26 protein-coding genes are annotated in these 17,491 nt (G+C 71.6%); all 26 read left to right on the forward strand.

Annotated features, from left to right (window positions below; translation table 11 throughout):
* The first annotated feature begins 31 nt into the window (after nt 1–31).
* The 26 genes from LZ495_RS31510 to LZ495_RS31635 all read left to right on the forward strand — a co-directional run bounded on the left by LZ495_RS31510 (nt 32) and on the right by LZ495_RS31635 (nt 17,404).
* On the forward strand, nt 32–1,066 hold the full coding sequence (locus tag LZ495_RS31510) for a recombinase family protein (protein ID WP_235056367.1): 1,035 nt from the start codon (nt 32–34) through the stop codon (nt 1,064–1,066).
* Nucleotides 1,063–1,596, forward strand: a complete 534-nt coding sequence (locus LZ495_RS31515) for a hypothetical protein (RefSeq protein WP_235056368.1) — start codon at nt 1,063–1,065, stop codon at nt 1,594–1,596. Before LZ495_RS31510 ends, LZ495_RS31515 begins: the two co-directional genes overlap by 4 nt.
* 184 nt (nt 1,597–1,780) lie before the next feature.
* Complete coding sequence (locus tag LZ495_RS31520; protein WP_235056369.1) at nt 1,781–2,068, forward strand: hypothetical protein; 288 nt, start codon at nt 1,781–1,783, stop codon at nt 2,066–2,068.
* Nucleotides 2,065–2,463: a hypothetical protein gene (locus tag LZ495_RS31525; protein ID WP_235056370.1), complete on the forward strand. Its 399-nt coding sequence runs from the start codon at nt 2,065–2,067 to the stop codon at nt 2,461–2,463. Before LZ495_RS31520 ends, LZ495_RS31525 begins: the two co-directional genes overlap by 4 nt.
* A gap of 373 nt (nt 2,464–2,836) precedes the next feature.
* Nucleotides 2,837–3,889 carry a helix-turn-helix domain-containing protein gene (locus LZ495_RS31530; RefSeq protein WP_235056371.1) on the forward strand — a complete coding sequence of 351 codons (1,053 nt, stop codon included), beginning with the start codon at nt 2,837–2,839 and terminating at the stop codon, nt 3,887–3,889.
* Nucleotides 3,886–4,296 carry a replicative helicase loader/inhibitor gene (locus tag LZ495_RS45050; RefSeq protein WP_235056372.1) on the forward strand — a complete coding sequence of 137 codons (411 nt, stop codon included), beginning with the start codon at nt 3,886–3,888 and terminating at the stop codon, nt 4,294–4,296. Before LZ495_RS31530 ends, LZ495_RS45050 begins: the two co-directional genes overlap by 4 nt.
* Nucleotides 4,293–4,724 (forward strand): response regulator transcription factor, encoded by a 432-nt coding sequence (locus tag LZ495_RS45055; protein WP_235056373.1) that lies wholly within the window; start codon nt 4,293–4,295, stop codon nt 4,722–4,724. Before LZ495_RS45050 ends, LZ495_RS45055 begins: the two co-directional genes overlap by 4 nt.
* Nucleotides 4,721–4,930 carry a DUF6011 domain-containing protein gene (locus tag LZ495_RS31545; RefSeq protein WP_235056374.1) on the forward strand — a complete coding sequence of 70 codons (210 nt, stop codon included), beginning with the start codon at nt 4,721–4,723 and terminating at the stop codon, nt 4,928–4,930. Before LZ495_RS45055 ends, LZ495_RS31545 begins: the two co-directional genes overlap by 4 nt.
* A complete protein-coding gene (locus LZ495_RS31550; RefSeq protein ID WP_235056375.1) occupies nt 4,927–5,103 on the forward strand; it encodes a zinc finger domain-containing protein in 177 nt (58 codons plus the stop codon). Before LZ495_RS31545 ends, LZ495_RS31550 begins: the two co-directional genes overlap by 4 nt.
* Nucleotides 5,103–5,312, forward strand: a complete 210-nt coding sequence (locus LZ495_RS31555; protein WP_235056376.1) for a hypothetical protein — start codon at nt 5,103–5,105, stop codon at nt 5,310–5,312. Before LZ495_RS31550 ends, LZ495_RS31555 begins: the two co-directional genes overlap by 1 nt.
* Nucleotides 5,312–5,812, forward strand: coding sequence for a single-stranded DNA-binding protein (locus LZ495_RS31560; protein WP_235056377.1), 501 nt, complete (start codon nt 5,312–5,314; stop codon nt 5,810–5,812). Before LZ495_RS31555 ends, LZ495_RS31560 begins: the two co-directional genes overlap by 1 nt.
* A 58-nt stretch (nt 5,813–5,870) precedes the next feature.
* Entirely contained in the window at nt 5,871–6,089 is a 219-nt protein-coding gene (locus LZ495_RS31565; RefSeq protein ID WP_235056378.1) for a hypothetical protein, read from the forward strand.
* A gap of 16 nt (nt 6,090–6,105) precedes the next feature.
* Nucleotides 6,106–6,465 carry a hypothetical protein gene (locus LZ495_RS31570; RefSeq protein WP_235056379.1) on the forward strand — a complete coding sequence of 120 codons (360 nt, stop codon included), beginning with the start codon at nt 6,106–6,108 and terminating at the stop codon, nt 6,463–6,465.
* The gene (locus LZ495_RS31575) at nt 6,462–6,896 is read left to right on the forward strand and encodes a hypothetical protein (protein ID WP_235056380.1); all 435 of its coding nucleotides are present in this window, start codon (nt 6,462–6,464) and stop codon (nt 6,894–6,896) included. Before LZ495_RS31570 ends, LZ495_RS31575 begins: the two co-directional genes overlap by 4 nt.
* Entirely contained in the window at nt 6,893–7,858 is a 966-nt protein-coding gene (locus LZ495_RS31580) for a hypothetical protein (protein WP_235056381.1), read from the forward strand. Before LZ495_RS31575 ends, LZ495_RS31580 begins: the two co-directional genes overlap by 4 nt.
* Nucleotides 7,855–8,190 carry a hypothetical protein gene (locus LZ495_RS31585; RefSeq protein WP_235056382.1) on the forward strand — a complete coding sequence of 112 codons (336 nt, stop codon included), beginning with the start codon at nt 7,855–7,857 and terminating at the stop codon, nt 8,188–8,190. The genes LZ495_RS31580 and LZ495_RS31585 overlap by 4 nt, the downstream gene beginning before the upstream one ends.
* A gap of 105 nt (nt 8,191–8,295) precedes the next feature.
* A complete protein-coding gene (locus LZ495_RS31590) occupies nt 8,296–8,973 on the forward strand; it encodes a hypothetical protein (RefSeq protein WP_235056383.1) in 678 nt (225 codons plus the stop codon).
* A 195-nt stretch (nt 8,974–9,168) separates the two neighbouring features.
* The gene (locus LZ495_RS31595; protein WP_235056384.1) at nt 9,169–10,026 is read left to right on the forward strand and encodes a DUF2637 domain-containing protein; all 858 of its coding nucleotides are present in this window, start codon (nt 9,169–9,171) and stop codon (nt 10,024–10,026) included.
* Nucleotides 10,027–10,103: 77 nt separating this feature from the next.
* On the forward strand, nt 10,104–10,412 hold the full coding sequence (locus tag LZ495_RS31600) for a hypothetical protein (protein ID WP_235056385.1): 309 nt from the start codon (nt 10,104–10,106) through the stop codon (nt 10,410–10,412).
* The gene (locus LZ495_RS31605; RefSeq protein WP_235056386.1) at nt 10,409–10,939 is read left to right on the forward strand and encodes a hypothetical protein; all 531 of its coding nucleotides are present in this window, start codon (nt 10,409–10,411) and stop codon (nt 10,937–10,939) included. Before LZ495_RS31600 ends, LZ495_RS31605 begins: the two co-directional genes overlap by 4 nt.
* A gap of 663 nt (nt 10,940–11,602) precedes the next feature.
* A complete protein-coding gene (locus tag LZ495_RS31610; protein ID WP_235056387.1) occupies nt 11,603–11,953 on the forward strand; it encodes a hypothetical protein in 351 nt (116 codons plus the stop codon).
* Complete coding sequence (locus LZ495_RS44315) at nt 11,946–12,908, forward strand: DUF4082 domain-containing protein (RefSeq protein ID WP_268823585.1); 963 nt, start codon at nt 11,946–11,948, stop codon at nt 12,906–12,908. The genes LZ495_RS31610 and LZ495_RS44315 overlap by 8 nt, the downstream gene beginning before the upstream one ends.
* A gap of 13 nt (nt 12,909–12,921) precedes the next feature.
* Nucleotides 12,922–13,476 carry a helix-turn-helix domain-containing protein gene (locus LZ495_RS31620; RefSeq protein WP_235056388.1) on the forward strand — a complete coding sequence of 185 codons (555 nt, stop codon included), beginning with the start codon at nt 12,922–12,924 and terminating at the stop codon, nt 13,474–13,476.
* Nucleotides 13,466–14,710 carry a PBSX family phage terminase large subunit gene (locus LZ495_RS31625; protein WP_235056389.1) on the forward strand — a complete coding sequence of 415 codons (1,245 nt, stop codon included), beginning with the start codon at nt 13,466–13,468 and terminating at the stop codon, nt 14,708–14,710. The genes LZ495_RS31620 and LZ495_RS31625 overlap by 11 nt, the downstream gene beginning before the upstream one ends.
* A 9-nt stretch (nt 14,711–14,719) precedes the next feature.
* Nucleotides 14,720–16,276, forward strand: a complete 1,557-nt coding sequence (locus tag LZ495_RS31630; RefSeq protein WP_235056390.1) for a phage portal protein — start codon at nt 14,720–14,722, stop codon at nt 16,274–16,276.
* A gap of 3 nt (nt 16,277–16,279) precedes the next feature.
* Nucleotides 16,280–17,404 carry a phage minor capsid protein gene (locus LZ495_RS31635; RefSeq protein WP_235056391.1) on the forward strand — a complete coding sequence of 375 codons (1,125 nt, stop codon included), beginning with the start codon at nt 16,280–16,282 and terminating at the stop codon, nt 17,402–17,404.
* Nucleotides 17,405–17,491: the final 87 nt, after the last annotated feature.

The raw sequence follows: 17,491 nt of genomic DNA on the forward strand, positions 1-17,491 counted from the left end.
ACCGACCCACGGACCACGAAGAGGTTCCGGCATGACCGAACTCGCCATCCGCCCCGCCGCCCCGACGCTGCTGGACAAGGTCAACTACGCCGAGAAGTTGGCGAACTCCGGCCTGCTGCCCTCGCAGTACCGCGCGCAGCCCGCGAACGTGCTGTACGCCATCGAGTACGGCGAGATGCTGAACCTGTCGCCGATGGCCGCCATCAACGGCATCCACGTCATCGAGGGCAAGCCGACCGCGAGCGCCGGACTCATCGCTGCGCTCGTCCGCCGTGCCGGCCATCGCCTCAGGGTCTCCGGTGACGACCGGCGAGCCGTCGCAGAGATCGTGCGCTCCGACGACCCGGAGTTCGTGTTCCGTGCCGAGTGGACGATCGAGCGCGCAATCGCTGCCGGTCTGGTGGAAGAGAAGAACGGCAAGCTGTGGTCGCGCGACTCGAAGGGCCGCCCGAAGCCCTGGGAGCGGTACCCGGCAGCGATGCTGAAGGCGCGCGCCGTGAGCGAGGCCGCCCGCGACGCGTGCGAAGAGGCCTTGTCCGGCGTGCACTACACCCCGGAGGAACTCGGCGCCGACGTGGACGAAGAAGGCGTTCCCGTCGTTACCGCCGAACAGGCCGGGCCCGCGCAGGCGCACCCGTGGGCAGCACCCGCAACGCGGGACTTCCTCGCGGAGGCGAACGCGGCCACGAACGCGGAAACGGTGCGCGAGATCTACCGCGCAGCCTTCGAGGCGTCCATGCCGGACGTGGTGCTCACGCAGATCACCAACATCGGCAAGCGCCTGGCTGAGGCCGCTGCGTCGCCGGATCGGGCCGAGCAGCCCGCGGGCGAGGGCGATGGCAGTGATCAGGGCAACGACAGCAACGTGATCGAGGCGGAGATCGTACCCGGTCCGGGAGCGGACCGCGAGCAGGCCCTCGCCGCGCTGCGCGCCGAGGCGGCCCGGCACAACGTGGCCGAGACCGACCTCGACGGCTACGCAGGCGACAGGCACGGCCGGCACCTCTCCGAGCTGACCATCGCCGAAATCCGCGAGATGACGCAGGTCTTGGCGGGTGCGAAGTGAGCATCAAGGACATCGCCCAGCGGACCGCGGTGCTGCGAAACCTCGCAGCCTCGATCAACTCCGCGTTGGCCAACGCCGAGACGGAGTTGAAGACCGCGCTGCGCGAGCAGAAGAAGGCCACCGGAACCACGAAGATCAGCATCGAGTTGCCGGACGCGACGCCGATCGGTTCGGTCACGTTGGTGCAGCCGCCCCCGGCCGCGACGGTCGTCGACGAGGCCGCGTGGCGGGACTGGGTCCGGAGCGTGATGCCGGGCGAGATCGAGCCGACGTTCACCGTGCGGGTGCGCCCGTCGACGGAGAAGGCGCTGCTGAAGTCCATTTCGGCGGCCAGCAGCACGGTTCCGCAGTGGTGCGACCCGGAGACGGGTGAGGTCCACAACGTGCCGGGCGTGGAGGTCCAGCCGCGCGCGGCGTACGCGCGGATGACGCTCCCCGCCGACAGCAACCAGGCCATCGCCGCAGCGTGGCAGCGCGGTGACCTGGCACACCTCGTCCTCCCCGCGCTGACGGCGGGCGGCGAGTCGTGATGGCGACCGTCATCGCGTCGGGGCGGCCCTCCGCGGCCGCCCCGGTCCGCCCCGAACTCGTCCGCCTGCTGCCGCCGTTCACAGAGCACCTCGGATGGTGCCCGGTATGCGTGTCGCATACGCCCCGCCTCGGCCGTCTGACGGCCGCCGGATGGTGCTGCCCGGTTTGCGGGGAGGTGACCCCATGTGGCCTGTGATCCTCATGGCCTGCGGGCTCGCCTCGCTCGCGCTCCTGGCCTGGATGCCGGTCTGCGCCGCGGACTACCAGCGCCGCGAGAAGGCCGCCAACCCGGAGCCGGCCGAACTGCCGCCCGACGTCAGCCCCATGTCGCCGGAGCGCTGCGAGCTGTGCACGCCGCACGGACGGCACGCCCGCATCGAGCTGTGCCCGGCCTGCGCGCTGCTCGCCGCCGTGTTCCCCGAACATACGGCCCCGCCACGGCCCGACAGCGCCCCGGACGGCCCGTCATGACCGGCCGGTACCGCGTCGACACCACCGATACGACGCTTGGCGACATCGACGTGATCGCCGTGGAACGCGTCGTCAACGGCGACAACGGGCCGCACCCGACGCTGACCGACGCCGAACAGCAGTTCGCCGCGGTCGCGATGTTCCGGCGCGGCGCCGGACCGCGGACGGTTGCCGAGGCAGTCGGCGCTACGGAGCGGGTGGTCCAGCGGTGGCGCCGTGAGGCCGGCCTCGTGCCGCAGGCCCGCGGGGAGCCGCCGCCGTGCGGGACGAGGTCCGCGTACCAGCGGCACCTGCGCCGCGGCGAGACGCCCGATCACGCGTGCCGTGAGGCGAACAACGCTGCGCACCGACGGCTGCTCGCGACCGGCAGCACGCTCGCCGGAGGCCGGGCATGAGAGTGCTCATGTGCGCCTGGTGCCGCGCAATCGCAGGCGTGCGCCTGTACGCGGTGGGGGCGCGCTGCCCCGCACACACGCCCGCGGCGCTCGCTGGCCTTCCGGAGCCGGGCCGATCGGTGTACTGCCCGCCACGGATCTGCTGGTGCGGCACCTGCCCGCACGCGGACCAGCTCGTTCCCGCCGCTCCGTCCTCGACGGCGATCGACGCGGCGCACGTCATCAGCGGCAAGCGCCGGTCGACGTACCAGCGAGTACGGATCCTGCGCGACGCAACCCCGGCAACTACCTGAACTCCGGCGCCCGACCGCGACTCCCCGGCGGTCGGGCGCCGGCACCAACCCCGAGCAGCACGACCGAGAGAGAGATCCGAGTGAGCCACGAGGCGGTGACCTGGGCGATGCGCGACGCGCCCATGCTGCGCACCGAGGCCGGCAAGCCGGACCACACGGCGCGGCATGTGCTCCAGGTGCTCGCTGAGTTCGCGCAGAAAGACGGCTCCGAGGCTCGCCCTTCGACCGTGACGATCCGGTATCGCACCGGTCTGGACCGCAGCACGGTGCAGCGCGCTCTCCGGCGCCTGGAGGAGGCCCGGCTCATTGCCGCGGTCGGCATCGTGAACGGCTGCACGAACTACACGCTCGCGCTTTCGCAGGTCCGTCCGGCGTCCGACTGGGACGAGTTGGTCGAAGAGGAGGAGCGTCGTCGAGCGGCCGCTGCGGAGCGCAAGCGGAAGTCCCGCGCAGGCGCTGTCACGGACTCTGCGTCCGTGACGGTCACATACGCAGAGTGTGTGACCGAACCCGATGTCACGCCCTCAGAGTTCGTGACCGAGGGGGAAGTCACAGACTCTGCGCCCGGACGTCACGCACTTGAAGTGTGTGACACCCCCGATGTCACACACTCTGCGCCTGGCCGTCACACACTCAACGCGGCCGTACCCGTTATAGACCCGTCCCTAAAAGAAGAACCGTCCGTAGACCCGTCTGCTGCGGACGCACTTCCCGGGATCGACGCTCCGCCCGCTGAGGCCCCCGTCGCGGACAAGCCGCGCCGCGCGCAGAAGGCCGCCGCGCCGACGCCCAACCGGCACGCCATCGCCGACGAGCTCACCTCGGCGTTCTGGGACGTCCACGGCGCCGGCCGCGCGCAGTCCTTCATCGCGACCCGCGGCGTCATCCGAACCGCCATCACCAACGGCGTGGCCCGCGACACCCTCGCCTGCGCGCTCGACCTCATCGCCCGCGAAGGCCGGTCGATCTCCGGCGGAACCATCCAAACCGCCCTCGGCCAACTTCAGCACCCGCAGCAGCACCGCGACCGGCCCGTTGCCGGCGGCCTCACGCAGGCGCAGTGGGACGCCGCGTACGCCCGCGCGCAGGCCCGCGACGCCGCCGAGGCCGCAGCACACCAGGAGGCATCGTGAACTCCACCGAGACCATCCAACTCGTCCGCTACGTCGCCGCGCTGTTCCCTGCGGTCCGAACCGATCCGCACACCGCCGACGCGTGGCACGACGTGCTTCACCGCTACCCGATCGAGCAGGCCCGCGCCGCAGCCGTCCGCGTGTCCGAGCGGCAGACGTTCTGCTCGCTTGCCGACATCGTCGCCGAGCTGAAACGCACCCGCGCCGTAGCACTCGACGGATTCCGGTACGTGCCCGTCCCCGGCGACGACGACCCGACCGTCTATCTCGCCGCGCGTCGCGAGCAGCTCGCCGCGGTCGCCGCCGGCCACCGCGCCGCCGACCCCGAAGCGCTGACCGCGGCCCGCCCGCGGCCCGTCGCCGAACTCACCGCCGCCACCGGCCGCGACATCCCGGAGGAACTGTGACCGCCATCGCGCCGCCCGCCGTTGCCGCCGCCATCCGCGGCGCCCTCACTGACCGCCTGCGTGCGTTCCGAGTACCCCGAGCCGAGCACCTGGCCACCGTTCTCGCCGACACCGCGATCCGCACCATTCGCAGCTACGGCTGGGAAATCCGGCCCGAACCCGCGCGGCGCTCGGACATCCCGCGGATCACCCACCGCCGCCGCCAGGTCCTCGTATTGGTTGCCGCGGGCCTGACGTCGGAGCAGGCCGCCCAGCACCTGGACCTCACCGACCGCGGCATCCAGTCCCACATCCGCGAGCTGCTGGTGATCCTCGGCGCGCAATCCCGCACCGAACTCGCGGTGCGGGCCATCGCGTACGGACTCGTCACACCCGACGAGGCGCTCGCCGCGGCTGACGCAACGCGTACTCGGAGCCCTGCGGCGTGACCAGCCGGACTGTCTGCCGCGGCTGCCGGCGCCCGCTGCGTGCCGCCGCGTCGGTCGCGCTCGGCTACGGCCGCAAGTGCGCCACCGAGCTCGGCATCCTCCAGCCGCGCCAGCCCCGCGCGCCGCACCGCGCCGACGACCGCCAGGCCGAGCAGCACCACCCCGGACAGACCGCCATCCCGATCCAGATGGAGATCCCGACATGACCACCCCTCCCGATCTCGCCGCCTCACTGCCGCAGATCGCCGTGGACTGCCCCACCTGCGGATCCGCCGCCGGCCAGTTGTGCACCAGCCACAGCGGCACGCGCACCCGCCGCCACGACACCCACCAGGCCCGCCGCAAGGCCTGGAACGCGACCGCGAAGGACACCGCCTGATGGCCGGCCTTCCCTGCCCCTCCTGCGGCAGCCAGAAGCAGCCGCAGCAGTACCTCTGCCGCGACTGCTGGGGACTGCTCCCGCTGCCCACCCGCAAGGCCCTCAACCGGCGCGACACCGCAGCGTTCGCCCGGCTCCTGGACCTCCGCGCCCAGATCACGGCTGGAACCCCCCTCGCCGACATCACCACCCTGAAGGAGACCCGCTAGTGGCCAACGAAACGACCATCACCGTGGTCGGGAACCTCACCGCCGATCCCGAGCTCCGCTTCACCCCGTCCGGCGCGGCCGTCGCAAACTTCACCGTGGCGTCCACGCCGCGGACCTTCGACCGGCAGGCGAACGAATGGCGAGACGGCGACGCGCTGTTCCTCCGCTGCTCGGTCTGGCGCCAGGCCGCCGGGCACGTTGCCGAGTCCCTCGCCAAGGGCATGCGCGTGATCGTGCAGGGCCGGCTGCGGCAGCGGTCGTACGAGAAGGACGGCGCGACGCGCACGACGTACGAACTCGAGGTGGACGAGATCGGCCCGTCGCTGACGTTCGCGACGGCGCGCGTTGAGCGGGCGTCTCGCGGCGCGAACTCCGGTGCGGGTGGCCAGCCCCCGCGGGAGCCCCAGCGAGGCCGTCAGGCGCCCGCCGAGGACCCGTGGGCGGGCAGCCAGGGCCGCGGTGGATGGGGGCAGCAGGGCGGATCTGAACCGCCTTTCTGATCTTGCTCGCCAGCCGGGCGCCGGCCAACCCGGCGCCCGGCCACACCCAGGAGGACCCATGCCCCGCCCCAAACTCACCGAACTGGAGCGCGCCGTCCGCGACCTGATCACGCACGGCGTCATCGACGGCATCCCCGTCAGCGAACTCGCCGTGACCGTCGTAGCCCGATGCCAGGGCCCGAGCCCGATCACGACCAAACCGAACGCGCTGCCCGAGGACGCCCGGCGTATCGCCCGACGTTTTGATCGCGGCGCGCCGCCGCCGCCCGGCGCCTGACACCACAGGAGATCCGATGACCGACACCGACACCCTCCGCGCTGCCGCCGCCCGACTCCGCAACCTCGCCCGCGACGCCACAACGGACGGCGCAGCCCCGTGGCGCTACCGCGACCGCACGCCCACGACCGGCACCCTCCTCTACGCCGACCGCGGCCACCCGATCATCCGCGGCGGCTCAACCGGCCGCGGCGACGGGCCGCGCGTCCACCGCGCCACCGGCATCTGGATCGCCACCCTCGACCCCACCCTCGGCCTGCTGATCGCCGCCTGGCTGGACCACGACGCCGACACCGGCCACCCCAGCGAGGCCGCGCTCCACGTCGCACGTGCGGTCCTCGACGACAGCCACATCAACCCGGAGACAACGCGATGACCGATCCCCGCCACACCGCGCACCTCGCCGTCGAAGTCCGTTTCGAGGGCGACTACTACGGCCCCGATGAGCTTGTCGCCCTGTGCGACGGCTGGATCGGTGCCGCGTTCGAGGACCGCGACAACCTCCGCGGCTACACGCTGACCGGCAGCGTCAACCCCGGGCACGACACGGCACCGAACCTCGACGCCGATCCGGCCGCCCTCGCCTGGGCCCGCGGCAAGATCCAGCACCACATCGACAAGCTCAACCGCTTCCGCGAGAACGCCGCCGAACGCGGCGACTCTGCCGCAGCCGAGCAGTGGCGACGCATCGCCGGATACATGAGCCGCTACCTCATCGCCGGGGGCAGCTGCACCATCGGCAGCTTCGACGAACGCCTCCCCGACTGGGCCGTCCTGGCCGACAACACCGAGGACACCCCGCGATGACCGAGCCGTACACCTACGCCGACACCCCCGACGGGTGCGAACTCAGCTTCCAGGCCTACCCGCCTGAGGGCGTGTCCCCGGCGGTCCTCGTCCACGCCTGCGAGGACGGCGTCCGCGTCCCCCTCGACGAGCTGCACGACGTGATCGCGGGCCTGCTCGCCATAGCCGCCGCCGCACAGGGCCGCACCTGGACGAGCGCGCTTGCCCAGGCCCGCGACGACACGGCCACCCTCGCCAACATCACCGCGGGCGAGACCCCGCAGCGGCTGGCCGCACTTGCCCGCACGCACTACGAGCACCTGCCGCTGCTGCTGGCCCTCGCCGAGGCGTACACCGGCCAGGACGCGCCGCTGTGGCACCAGTACCGACAAGTCCAGGCCGAACGCGACACCGCGCGGTTCAACAACGGGGCCCTCCAGGCAGCCACCCGGCTCGCCCAGGAGGAGGCCGACAAGCTTCGCGCCGAGGCTGCAGAGCTGCGCACGCGCATGCACAAGCTGGAGGACGTCCGGACCGAGGCCCTCGCCGACGCCGAGCAACTGCGCGCCCGGCTCGTCGCCGTCGAAACGATCGCCCGAGCGGGCGGTGGGACCGTGCGGTCCGACATCCTCGCCGTCCTCGACGACGACACCGACGCAACGGAGTTCGCGACCGGCGGCATCGTCACCAACCCGGCCGCCATCGGCCCGGGCGACAACGGCGGATGCATCATCCCCGCCCGCAAGGCGACCCCGCGCGGCCCCGGCATGACCGCCGACCAGTGGAACACGCATCACCCCGTCGGTACCCCGGTGCACGCCTGGCTCGGCCGCCGCGACGAAGCGCCCCTCGTAACCCGCACCCGCAGCGACGCCTGGAACCTCGGCCACGGCGAACCGGTCGTGTCCGTCGACGGCTACGCGGGCGGCATCGCGCTGACCCACATCGAGCCCCGCCCCGACGACACCCCGGAGCAGCCGTGAACAACCGCCAAGCAGCCGAGGCGAACATCCGCGACGGATTCGCGCGCCTGGCCCGCATCCCGCTCGGCGACGTCCGAACCGAAGTCGTCGTTGCCGGATCCAGCCTGGCCACCGCCTACTTCACCGCCGCCATTGCGCAGGGCCTGGCCGACGTGGCCGACGCCATCCGCGAGAGCAGCGACGCCCGCCCGCGCCTCGTCTCGATCGCCCAGCTCGCCGACGCGCTCGGCGACCAACTCCCCGGCGACGGCTGGCACCTCGCGCACGCCATCAAACGCCTCGCCGACGGCACCGTCACACCCGACGAGATCGCCGCCGAGACCGACGGCTGAACGCAGAGCGGCCCGCCCCTTGCACCAGGGGCGGGCCGACCAGGTGGACCACGACGCCGGAACGCACGGTCCCCCGCAGCGTACGACCAGGGAGCGACACACCCCATGCACCCGCACCCCGCCGACACCATCGCCGAGTTCTGGCCCGACCTGCTCGCCGCCACCGAACCCGGCACCCGCCGCCGCACCAACAGCCTGGCCCGCCCGATCGCCGAGGCCATCGTCGAGCGCGACCGGATCGAGCGCGCCGAACGCTCCACGCTTGCCCGCGGCGTCGCGCCGGCACCCGCCACAGTCCACGTCATCGACGTCATCCGCGACGTCACCGCCGCCGTCCGCTACGTGGAGGCAGAGACCCGCGAAGCGCTCCGTCTGCCCTACCTGGTGCCCGCCCCGTCAGCCGACACCGACACCCCGTCAGCCTGCCGCCGCATCCTCGGCTACCGACGCATGCTCACCGTCGACCAGGCCGCGTGGATCGAGACCCAACTCCGGCCCGCAGCACGCGCCGTCCTGACGGCCGTCGGACTCGACGAGCGGCCCGTCACGCTCCTTCAGCCCTGCCCGTGGTGCGGAGGGCCGCTCACCGTCCACGCCGTCACCCCCGTCGGCCCGCACGTCCTCTGCTCCGGTGACGCCCCCTGCGACGCCGTCTCGTCGACCTGGCTCTACGGCCGGCCGCTGTGGCACCTCGACGACCTCGGCCGACTCGGCGCCCTGCTGCACGTCCCCACCAGGTCGGCCCGGCAGCCGCTCAAGGTCAACCTGCACAAGGCCGCCTGACACCCCGTCATTTGCCTTCACCGTGTAGGCTGCTCCACGGCTTGCCGCTCCAGCAGCGTCTGAACGGCCGCCCCCACAAACGAAAACGGCCCCGGCCGGTGCGTCAACACCGAGCCGGGGCCTGACCACAACAGACCCTCTGGAGGTCTCACCGTGGCTACCGCGCATCCTAAAGCGCCCGCGATCGGCGCGCGCATGCCGTGGCTCGTCCGCGCCGCCTGGTACCTCGTCCTCGCGATGATGCTGACCGCCGCCGCATGGTCCATCGCCCACCGGCTCATGGCCTGGGGCATGAGGCCGGAACTTGCCTGGGGCATCTCGCTGATGTTCGACGGCTCCGCGCTCGTCTGCGCCGAATACGCCCGCCGCGCCATCACCCGCGGCACCCCCGCCGGCCTCCCCCGCGCCGCCATCCTCGCGTTCGTCACCGCATCCGGCGTCATCACCTACACGCACGGCCATGCCGTCGGCGGCGTCCCGGCCGGTATCGCGTTCGCGTCCACGAGCCTGCTTGCCGAGCTGCTTTTCGAGCTGAACCGGCGCGACCTCCGCGACACCGAACGGCACGCCCGCGGCCTCGTCCCCGAGATGCTCCCCCGCATCCCGCTCGTCGCCTGGGTGATGTTCCCCGCGGAGTCCTGGCGCACCCTGCGGCGCGCGGTCGGCGCCCGCCTCGCGACCCTGGACCCGGTGTCCGCCGAGACCCCGGACGCCCCCGCGGACACCCCCGGACATGCGAACGGGACTGTCCGCGCGGCCGTCCGGGCTGCGGCCGCAACCATGCCCGAGGCCACCGCCGAGGACATCGCCGAGAAGCTCGCCGAAGTGCGCATCGACGTGGACGCGGACACGGTCCGGACAGTCCTCGGACAGCAGGACAGCAGGTCAGTCGAAGTGACCGACCTCAGCGAGGGGACGATCAGCGCCACCGTCCGGGACTGTGTCCGGCTCGGTGTCCGCGACGTCGAGGACATTGTCCGAGCCGTCCACAAGGTGCACGGCTCCGAGGTCCCGCGCGACACCGTCACCCGCACCCTGCGCCGCATCTCCTGACCAACCGTCACCCCGCCCGGTGACGGGCCCGGCGCCACGCGCTGCCCACACCCGGGCCACCACGCCTGGAGACCCCCATGCCCGACACCACCCCCATCCCCGCGCCCACCCCGATCACCGGAACCGGCGTACAGCAGGCCCCCATCCCGCCCGCGCAGGCACCCGCGTACACCGGCGCCACCGTCGTCACCGCCGGCAGCATCTCGGCCGTCCTGCTCGGCGTCGCCGTCTGGTACGTCCTGAAGCACAAGAAGGCTGTCGGACTGCACATGCTGCTCGGCGTGTGCCTCGGCCTCGCGCTCGCCAACTCCGTCATCGGCCGCGCGCTCAATCAGGTCGTCGCGTCCCTCGTCGGCGCACTCATCGGCGTCACCGGCTCCCTGTGACCCGACGCCCCGTCGCCGCGCTGCACCGCCTCGCAGACGGCAACGCCGCCCAGGCCCGCCACGTTCGGGCCTGGGCGGTCGTCCGCGACGACCCGCGCGCCACTGCCCGCCGCATCGGCGGCCTGGCGCTCGGCGCCTACGTCACGCTCAAGGCCGGCCCCGCAGGCGTCGCGCCGGTCGGCTGCTGGTGGCTCTGGCAGGCATGGCGCCGCGCACCCACCCCCGCCGAGCACACCCTCGACACGTTCACCGGCTACCTGCACGCGCTCATCGGCGACCGCACCGGCATCCACCTCGACGAGCTACACGCCGTACTCGTCGAGGGCGGCCTCGACTGGACCCGCGCCGACCTCCGCGCCAACCTCGCGACGATGGGCATCCCCGTCCGCGCGTCCGTCCGCGTCGGCGGCCTCGTCCGCAGCGGTATCCACAGGGACGACCTCCCCTCCCCCGGCCGACCCGCACCCCTACCGGACCGCGGAAAGGCTGGTCACGGCGATGTAGCGGCACCCGCCGAGCCGATGTAGCGGCCGTGTGGCGCGCACATGATCGGCTTGACGCGGGAGTTATCCACAGGCACACTGGCCGCAGCTCGTGGCTTTACCGTGCCCGCAAAACCTCAGGCCCCGTGAGTCCAACTCCGGGGCCTTTGCCGTGCCCGGACACAGGAGCGGCCCAGGCCGCCGTCACAGACGTTACGGTCACCAAGCGGTCACGAACTCCACGACCAGCCAGAGCGATTCGATGCCAACTGCTAAGCAGGTCGTCCGCACAGACGACGCTTGGAGGGCAGATGGCGAACCCGATCACCAACCCACCGCGATCACACCGGGACATCCCAACCTGGCAACGCGCGCTTTGGGCTCTCCTGCCGTTGGCCACTTTCGGACTTGGGGCGTGGGGCCCATTCGTCTACTGGGCGAATCGGCGAACGTACGGATCTGGGGACCAGCGCTGGTGGATGGGCTTCGCTGCGGCGACTGTGGTTGAGGTGATCCTCCTGGCTGCCATCCCGCGTGGCAGCAGTGCGGGTGCCGCCGGAGGCGCATACGTCGTTGCGCTCGCTCTTGCTGGCGCGATCACAGCATGGATCAAGCTGGCACCAAAGCAGATCTGATTGACGTTCTGGACCCAGGCCCCGAGAGCCCTAACCAGGTTCCGGGGCCTCCGTCATGTCCGGGAGGTGATCCGTGCGCTACGACTTCGACGGCATCGCCCGCGGCGAAAGCTGGAGCCGCGAATTCCGCTTCCGCGACGCCCAGGACCAACCCGTCGACCTCACCGGCCGCACCGTCCGGTTCCTCCTCCGCGACACCGACGGCATGCTCGCCGACATCACCAGCGGCACCCCCGACCCCGACGGCAGCATCGCCGTCACCCCCGCAGACGGCCTCGTCATCGTCACCGTCAAGCCCGCCGTCACCGCAGCAGCCAGCACCCCCGCCGAGTACACGCTCTGGCTGGACGTCGGACTCGACACCGCCGACGCCACGGTGTGGGGCAGCTGGCGAACCGTCAGGGTGGTGACCCCCGTTGCCTGACGCCGACATCATCGTCATCACCGAGCCCGAGACCATCGTCGTGGCCGGCACCGGCACGCCCGGCCCCCGGGGCGAGCAGGGCGACCCCGGGCCGCCCGGAGCCACAGGTGCGACCGGCCCGCAGGGCCCCCAGGGCGACCCCGGACCACAAGGCGCGCAGGGCATCCAGGGCGTACAGGGCCCGCAGGGTGTCCAGGGTCCGCCCGGGGACGACGGGGCACCAGGCGCTGACGGCGCAGACGGAGCCCCCGGCGCGACCGGGGCAACCGGCCCACAAGGACCGGCCGGAGCCAGCGCAGCCGCCCTGTTCCGCGGAGCCTGGGACGCCGGCACCGCCTACGTCACCGGCGAGCAGGTCCGGTACGGGCCGGCACTCTGCATCGCCAAGCGCAACAACACCGGCGTCCGACCGCCCGACACCATCGCCACGTCCTACGGATACCGCGCGCCGATCGAACCCGGCGTCAGCGTCAACTCCGAGAGCACCGCCAACCTGCGCCTCGGCGTCGTCGGCCAAGCGAACCGCCCCGGCAAAGTCCGCGGCGGCAAGTTCTGGAAGGGCTCGACGGACAACATCGGCCCGCACACCGTGCGGCTGTGGCGCCTGGACACCGTCACGCTCCTGGGCACCGCAGTATCCAGCGGAGAACCCAGCGGCCCCCAATGGGTCGATGTGCCGTTCTCGTCGCCCATCAGCGTCCCGGCCAACGTGGACCTCCTGCTCGAAGTCGAGTTCCCCGGCAGCCGCTACGGCAACACCAACAGCCTGTTCACCTTCGGGGCGCTCGTCCGCGGCGCACTGACCGCCCGCTACTGCGTGTTCGGCACCGGCGGCCGCCCCACCGGCGTCCCGTCCGGCTCGTTCGCCGGTCTGCACTACGCAGTGGACATGGACTTCGAGCCCGACCCGGCCGGCACAGACGATTGGGACGTCATGGGCGGGCTCAGCATCTGACAGGAGGCGCCGTGTGCCTCCCCGCATCGACGACGACAAACGCGCCGCCATCCTCGCCGACATCAAGGCCGGCGAACTCTCCGCGCGCCGCATCGCCGCGAAGCACGGCGTAGCCCAGAGCACCGTCTCGAAGCTCGCCAAGGACACCGGTGAAGCCACCGCGTTCGATCGATCGAAGACCGTTCGCGCTACGCGTGCGCGCACGCTGGACGCCGCCGCGGTCCGTGCCGAGCTGACCGAGCGGCGCCTCGCGATGGCCGTCACGCTTCACGACGTCGCCGCTCGCGAGGTGCGCAAGATGGCCGAGCCCACGACCTATTGGGACTGGGGCGGCAAGGACCACGACTACGACGAGACCACCCGGCCCGAGCCGCACGCGCAGGACCGCCGGGCCATGATGGCCACCGTCGCGCAGGCGCTCGACAAGAGCCTGAAGCTCGTGCCGCAGACCGAGCAGGCCGGGGAGCAGTCCCGCAGCCTCGTCGGCGACCTGATGGCCGGCCTCGCCCGCGACTACGCCGAGCGCCACGGTGGGCCGCCGCCCGAGGTGACCGACGATGGCGAGTAAGGACGTCCTGTCGTTCAAGCAGCGCGACAGCATCATGGAGGCCCGGGCGTTTCAGAACGTCTGGGAGGGAAGCGTCCGGTCCGGCAAGACGATCGCCTCGCTGCTGCGGTGGCTCGCGTTCGTCGCCGACCCGCCCGAAACCGGCGAGCTGGTCATGGTCGGCAGGACGAGGGACAGCCTCTACCGGAACATCTTCGCGCCGCTCATGGACCCTGCGATCTTCGGGGATTTCGCGCGGGACATCAGCTACACCAACGGCGCCCCCATGGCCACGGTCCTCGGACGTCCGGTCCACGCCCTCGGCGCCAACGATGCCCAGGCCGAACCGAAGGTAAGGGGCTTGACGGTCCGCGGCGCGTACTGCGACGAGATCACCACCCTGCCGCAGCCGTTTTACGATCAGCTCGACGCCCGATGCTCCGTCCCCGGCAGCGCGATCTTCGCGACGACCAACCCCGACAACCCGAACCACTGGGTCCGCAAGAAGTACCTGCTCCGGCCCCGCGAATCCAGGCTCCGCAGCTGGCACTTCACCATGGACGACAACCCCGGATTGAGCGAGGAATACAAAGCGCGCCAACGAGCCAGCCAGAAGGGCCTGTTCTACCAGCGCAACATCCTTGGCCTGTGGAAGATGTCCGAGGGCTCGATCTACGAGGCGTACGACGAAGACGCCCACGTCGTCGATGAACTGCCGGCCATGGCCCGGTACTGGCTCGGCATGGACTACGGCACCGTCAACCCGACGTCCGTGCTCCTGCTCGGCGAGGGCGTTGACGGCCTGCTGTACGTGTGCGCCGAGTGGCGGCACGACTCGCGCGCCGCACAGCGGCAGATGACCGACGCGCAGTACTCCACGGCCATCCGCGGCTGGCTCGGCGACCTAGGCATCGTCCCCGAGTGGTCGTTCATCGACCCGTCGGCAGCATCGTTCATCGCCCAGGCGTACGACGATGGACTACCGAACATTGCGCACGCCAAGAACGAAGTGGTCGACGGCATCCGCTCGGTGTCCACCGCGTTCGGTGCCGGCCTGCTGCGCATCCACCGGTCCTGTGCGGGCCTCCTGGAAGAGCTGCCCGGCTACGTCTGGGACGAGAAAGCCGCGGCCGAGCAGGGCAAGGACAAGCCGGTCAAGCTCAACGACCACTCCTGCGATGCGCTCCGGTACGTCGTCCACTCAACCGCCAACGAATGGCGGCACCTACTCAACCGACTGACCCTGGCCGCCTAGGAGGTCTCCATGCCGCTGCCGCCTGACGGCGCCTCCTGGCCGCCCGCCCAGTGGACTCCCAGCTACGCCACGATGCGTCTCAACGACGCCTGGTACAGCGGCGACAAGAGCAGGTTGGCGGCGGCCGCTGGGATCCATCAGCCGCAGCAGACCCGCCGCCGCTGGAGCCTGTGGCGCCGCAAGGACCACGCCGCGCCGGCCCCGGTCGGGCTGCACATTCCGCTGCCGGCCGACATCGCCCGCACCTCGGCCACGATGCTGTTCGCGGACATGCCGACGATCACCGTCGACAACGGGCCGACCAACGACCGCCTCGCCGAGCTGATCGTCGAGGCGCGGATCAAGCAGACCCTGTTGGCCGCAGGCGAGCAGTGCGCCGCGATGAACGGCATCTACCTGCGCGTCACCTGGGACAAGGAAGTCCTGCCGGACCGCCCGATCCTGTCCGTCATGCAACCCGACCGGGCCGATCCCGAGTTCCGGCACGGCATCCTCACCGCGGTGACGTTCTGGCGCGACCTCACCGTCGACGGCGCTTCCACCGTGTGGCGGCACCTGGAACGGTACGAGCCCGGACGCATCGTGCACTCCCTGTACAAGGGCACCGGCACGAACCTCGGCAAGCGGCAGCCTTCGCTCGGCTCGCACCCGCAGACCGCAGATCTGGCCAAGAGCCTGGGCCCGGACGGCGAGAGCATCGCCACCGGCTACCCCGGCCTGGCCGCCGCCTACATCCCCAACATGCTGCCGAACCGACTGGACAGGGCTTCGCCGGTCGGTCGCAGCGACTTCGACCAGTGCTACGACTTCTTCAACCCGCTCGACGCCACGTGGACATCGTGGATGCGGGACCTGAAGTTGGCACGCTCGCGCATCATCGTCCCCAAGGGCTACCTGCGCGACCGCGGCCCCGGCCTGGGCGCCGAGTTCGACGACGACGCCGAGGTGTACGAGGCGCTGAACATCCCGCCGACCGAGGCCGGCGCCGGGATCACGCTGAACCAGTTCGAGATCCGCGTCGCTCAGCACATGTCGACGGCAGAGTTCAACGTCCGCCAGGCCGTCCAGACAGCCGGGTACGACGCGCAGGCGTTCGGCATGGACGGCGGCGGGCAGCCGATCACCGCGACCGAGGTCAACGCCCGCACCAGCCGCAGCATGGGCACCCGCGACGCCAAGATCGGCTACTGGACACCGGAACTCGCCTCGATACTGGAGGCGTTCCTCGCCATCGACCGCGCGCAGTTCAACCGGCCCAACGTCGTCGAGCGCCCCACCGTCGAGTTCCCCGAGGGCGTCTCCGAGACCGCGCTCCAGATCGCCACGACGATCGAGATGCTGAGCCGGGCCGGAGCGATCAGCACCGAGACCAAGGTGCGCCTTGCTCACCCGGACTGGGACGAGCAGGACGTCAAGGCTGAGGTCGCGAAGATCCTGGCCGAGCTGGGCATGGCCGTGGCCGACCCGACCCGCGTCGGCGCCGACAACGTTCCGCCGCCGGCCGGCGACGAGCCCGAGCCCGAGGACGACGAGGCCGAGCAGGTGCCGGAGTTCGCCGGGGGGTAGCGCATGCCCGTCTCCCCGGCGATCGCCGAGCAGCTCGCGCAGGTGATTGGTGTCCTGTACGCCGAGGCCGAGTTGGCGCTGATCGAGCGGATCCAACGCTGGCTGGCCGCGGACATCGAGGCGCCGTACTGGCTGTCCGCGAAGCTGGCCAGCGTCCGCGACGTCCAGGCCGCCGTGCAGGCCATCCTGGACGCCCTCGCGACCGACGCGGACGGGAAGATCCGGCAGGCCCTCGCCGAGGCGTACGGCCGCGGGCAGCAGGCCGCCGTGGCCGAGCTCGGAGCACTCGCGACCGGCCAGGCTGCCGCGGCCGCTGTCGCCATCCCGGGCGCGCCCGTTGTGGACCGCCTCGCCCGCGAGGTCATCGACGGCATGGGCCCGGTGTATTCACGGATCCTGCGCACGCCGACGGACGTCTACCGGGCAGTCGTCGCCACCGCAACGCCGCGCACCTTGCTCGGTGTCGAGACTCGCCGTGAGACGTCTCAACGCGTCCTCGACGGCCTCGCCTCGCGCGGAGTCACAGGATTCGTGGACACCTCGGGCCGGGCCTGGGACATGGCCTCGTACGCCGAAATGGCTGTGCGGTCCGCGACCGGCCGGGCCGCGATCGAGGCACACACCGACCGCCTCGGCGCCGCAGGCGTGGATCTCATCATCGTCAGCGAGCAGCCATTGCACTGCAAGAAGTGCGACCCGTGGGCAGGCAAGATCCTCACGCGCACGTCGGGCCAGGGCGGGGCGCGCACAGTCGAGGTGGAGCATGCCACCCGAGACGGCGAGACGGTCACCGTGGAGGTGGCCGGCAGCCTGCCCCAGGCACGCGCAGCCGGGCTGCTGCACCCCAACTGCCGCTGCTCGATCAGCGCCTATCTGCCCGGTGTCACCCGGCCCATGTCCACCCCGCCGCATCCCCAGGGCGCCACGTACGAGGACACGCAGCGGCAGCGCGAGATGGAACGCCACGTCCGCCGCTGGAAACGCCGCGCCGCGGCCGCGATGACCGACGACGAGCGTCGCCGCGCCAACGCCCGCGTACGCGAATGGCAGGCAGCCATCCGAGCCCTGACCGACGAGAAGGGCCTGCGGCGCAAACCACAGCGCGAGCAGATCAAGAGCGCGCGCTGACCACAGACCACGGACCGAACTGCCCGGCGCAGACAGGCCCGTCAGCACCACCCCATCGTGCGCCAGGCGCGCACCCCAACACGGCCC

This window comes from Yinghuangia soli (assembly GCF_021502675.1).
GTDB classification, from domain to species: Bacteria; Actinomycetota; Actinomycetes; order Streptomycetales; family Streptomycetaceae; genus Yinghuangia; species Yinghuangia soli.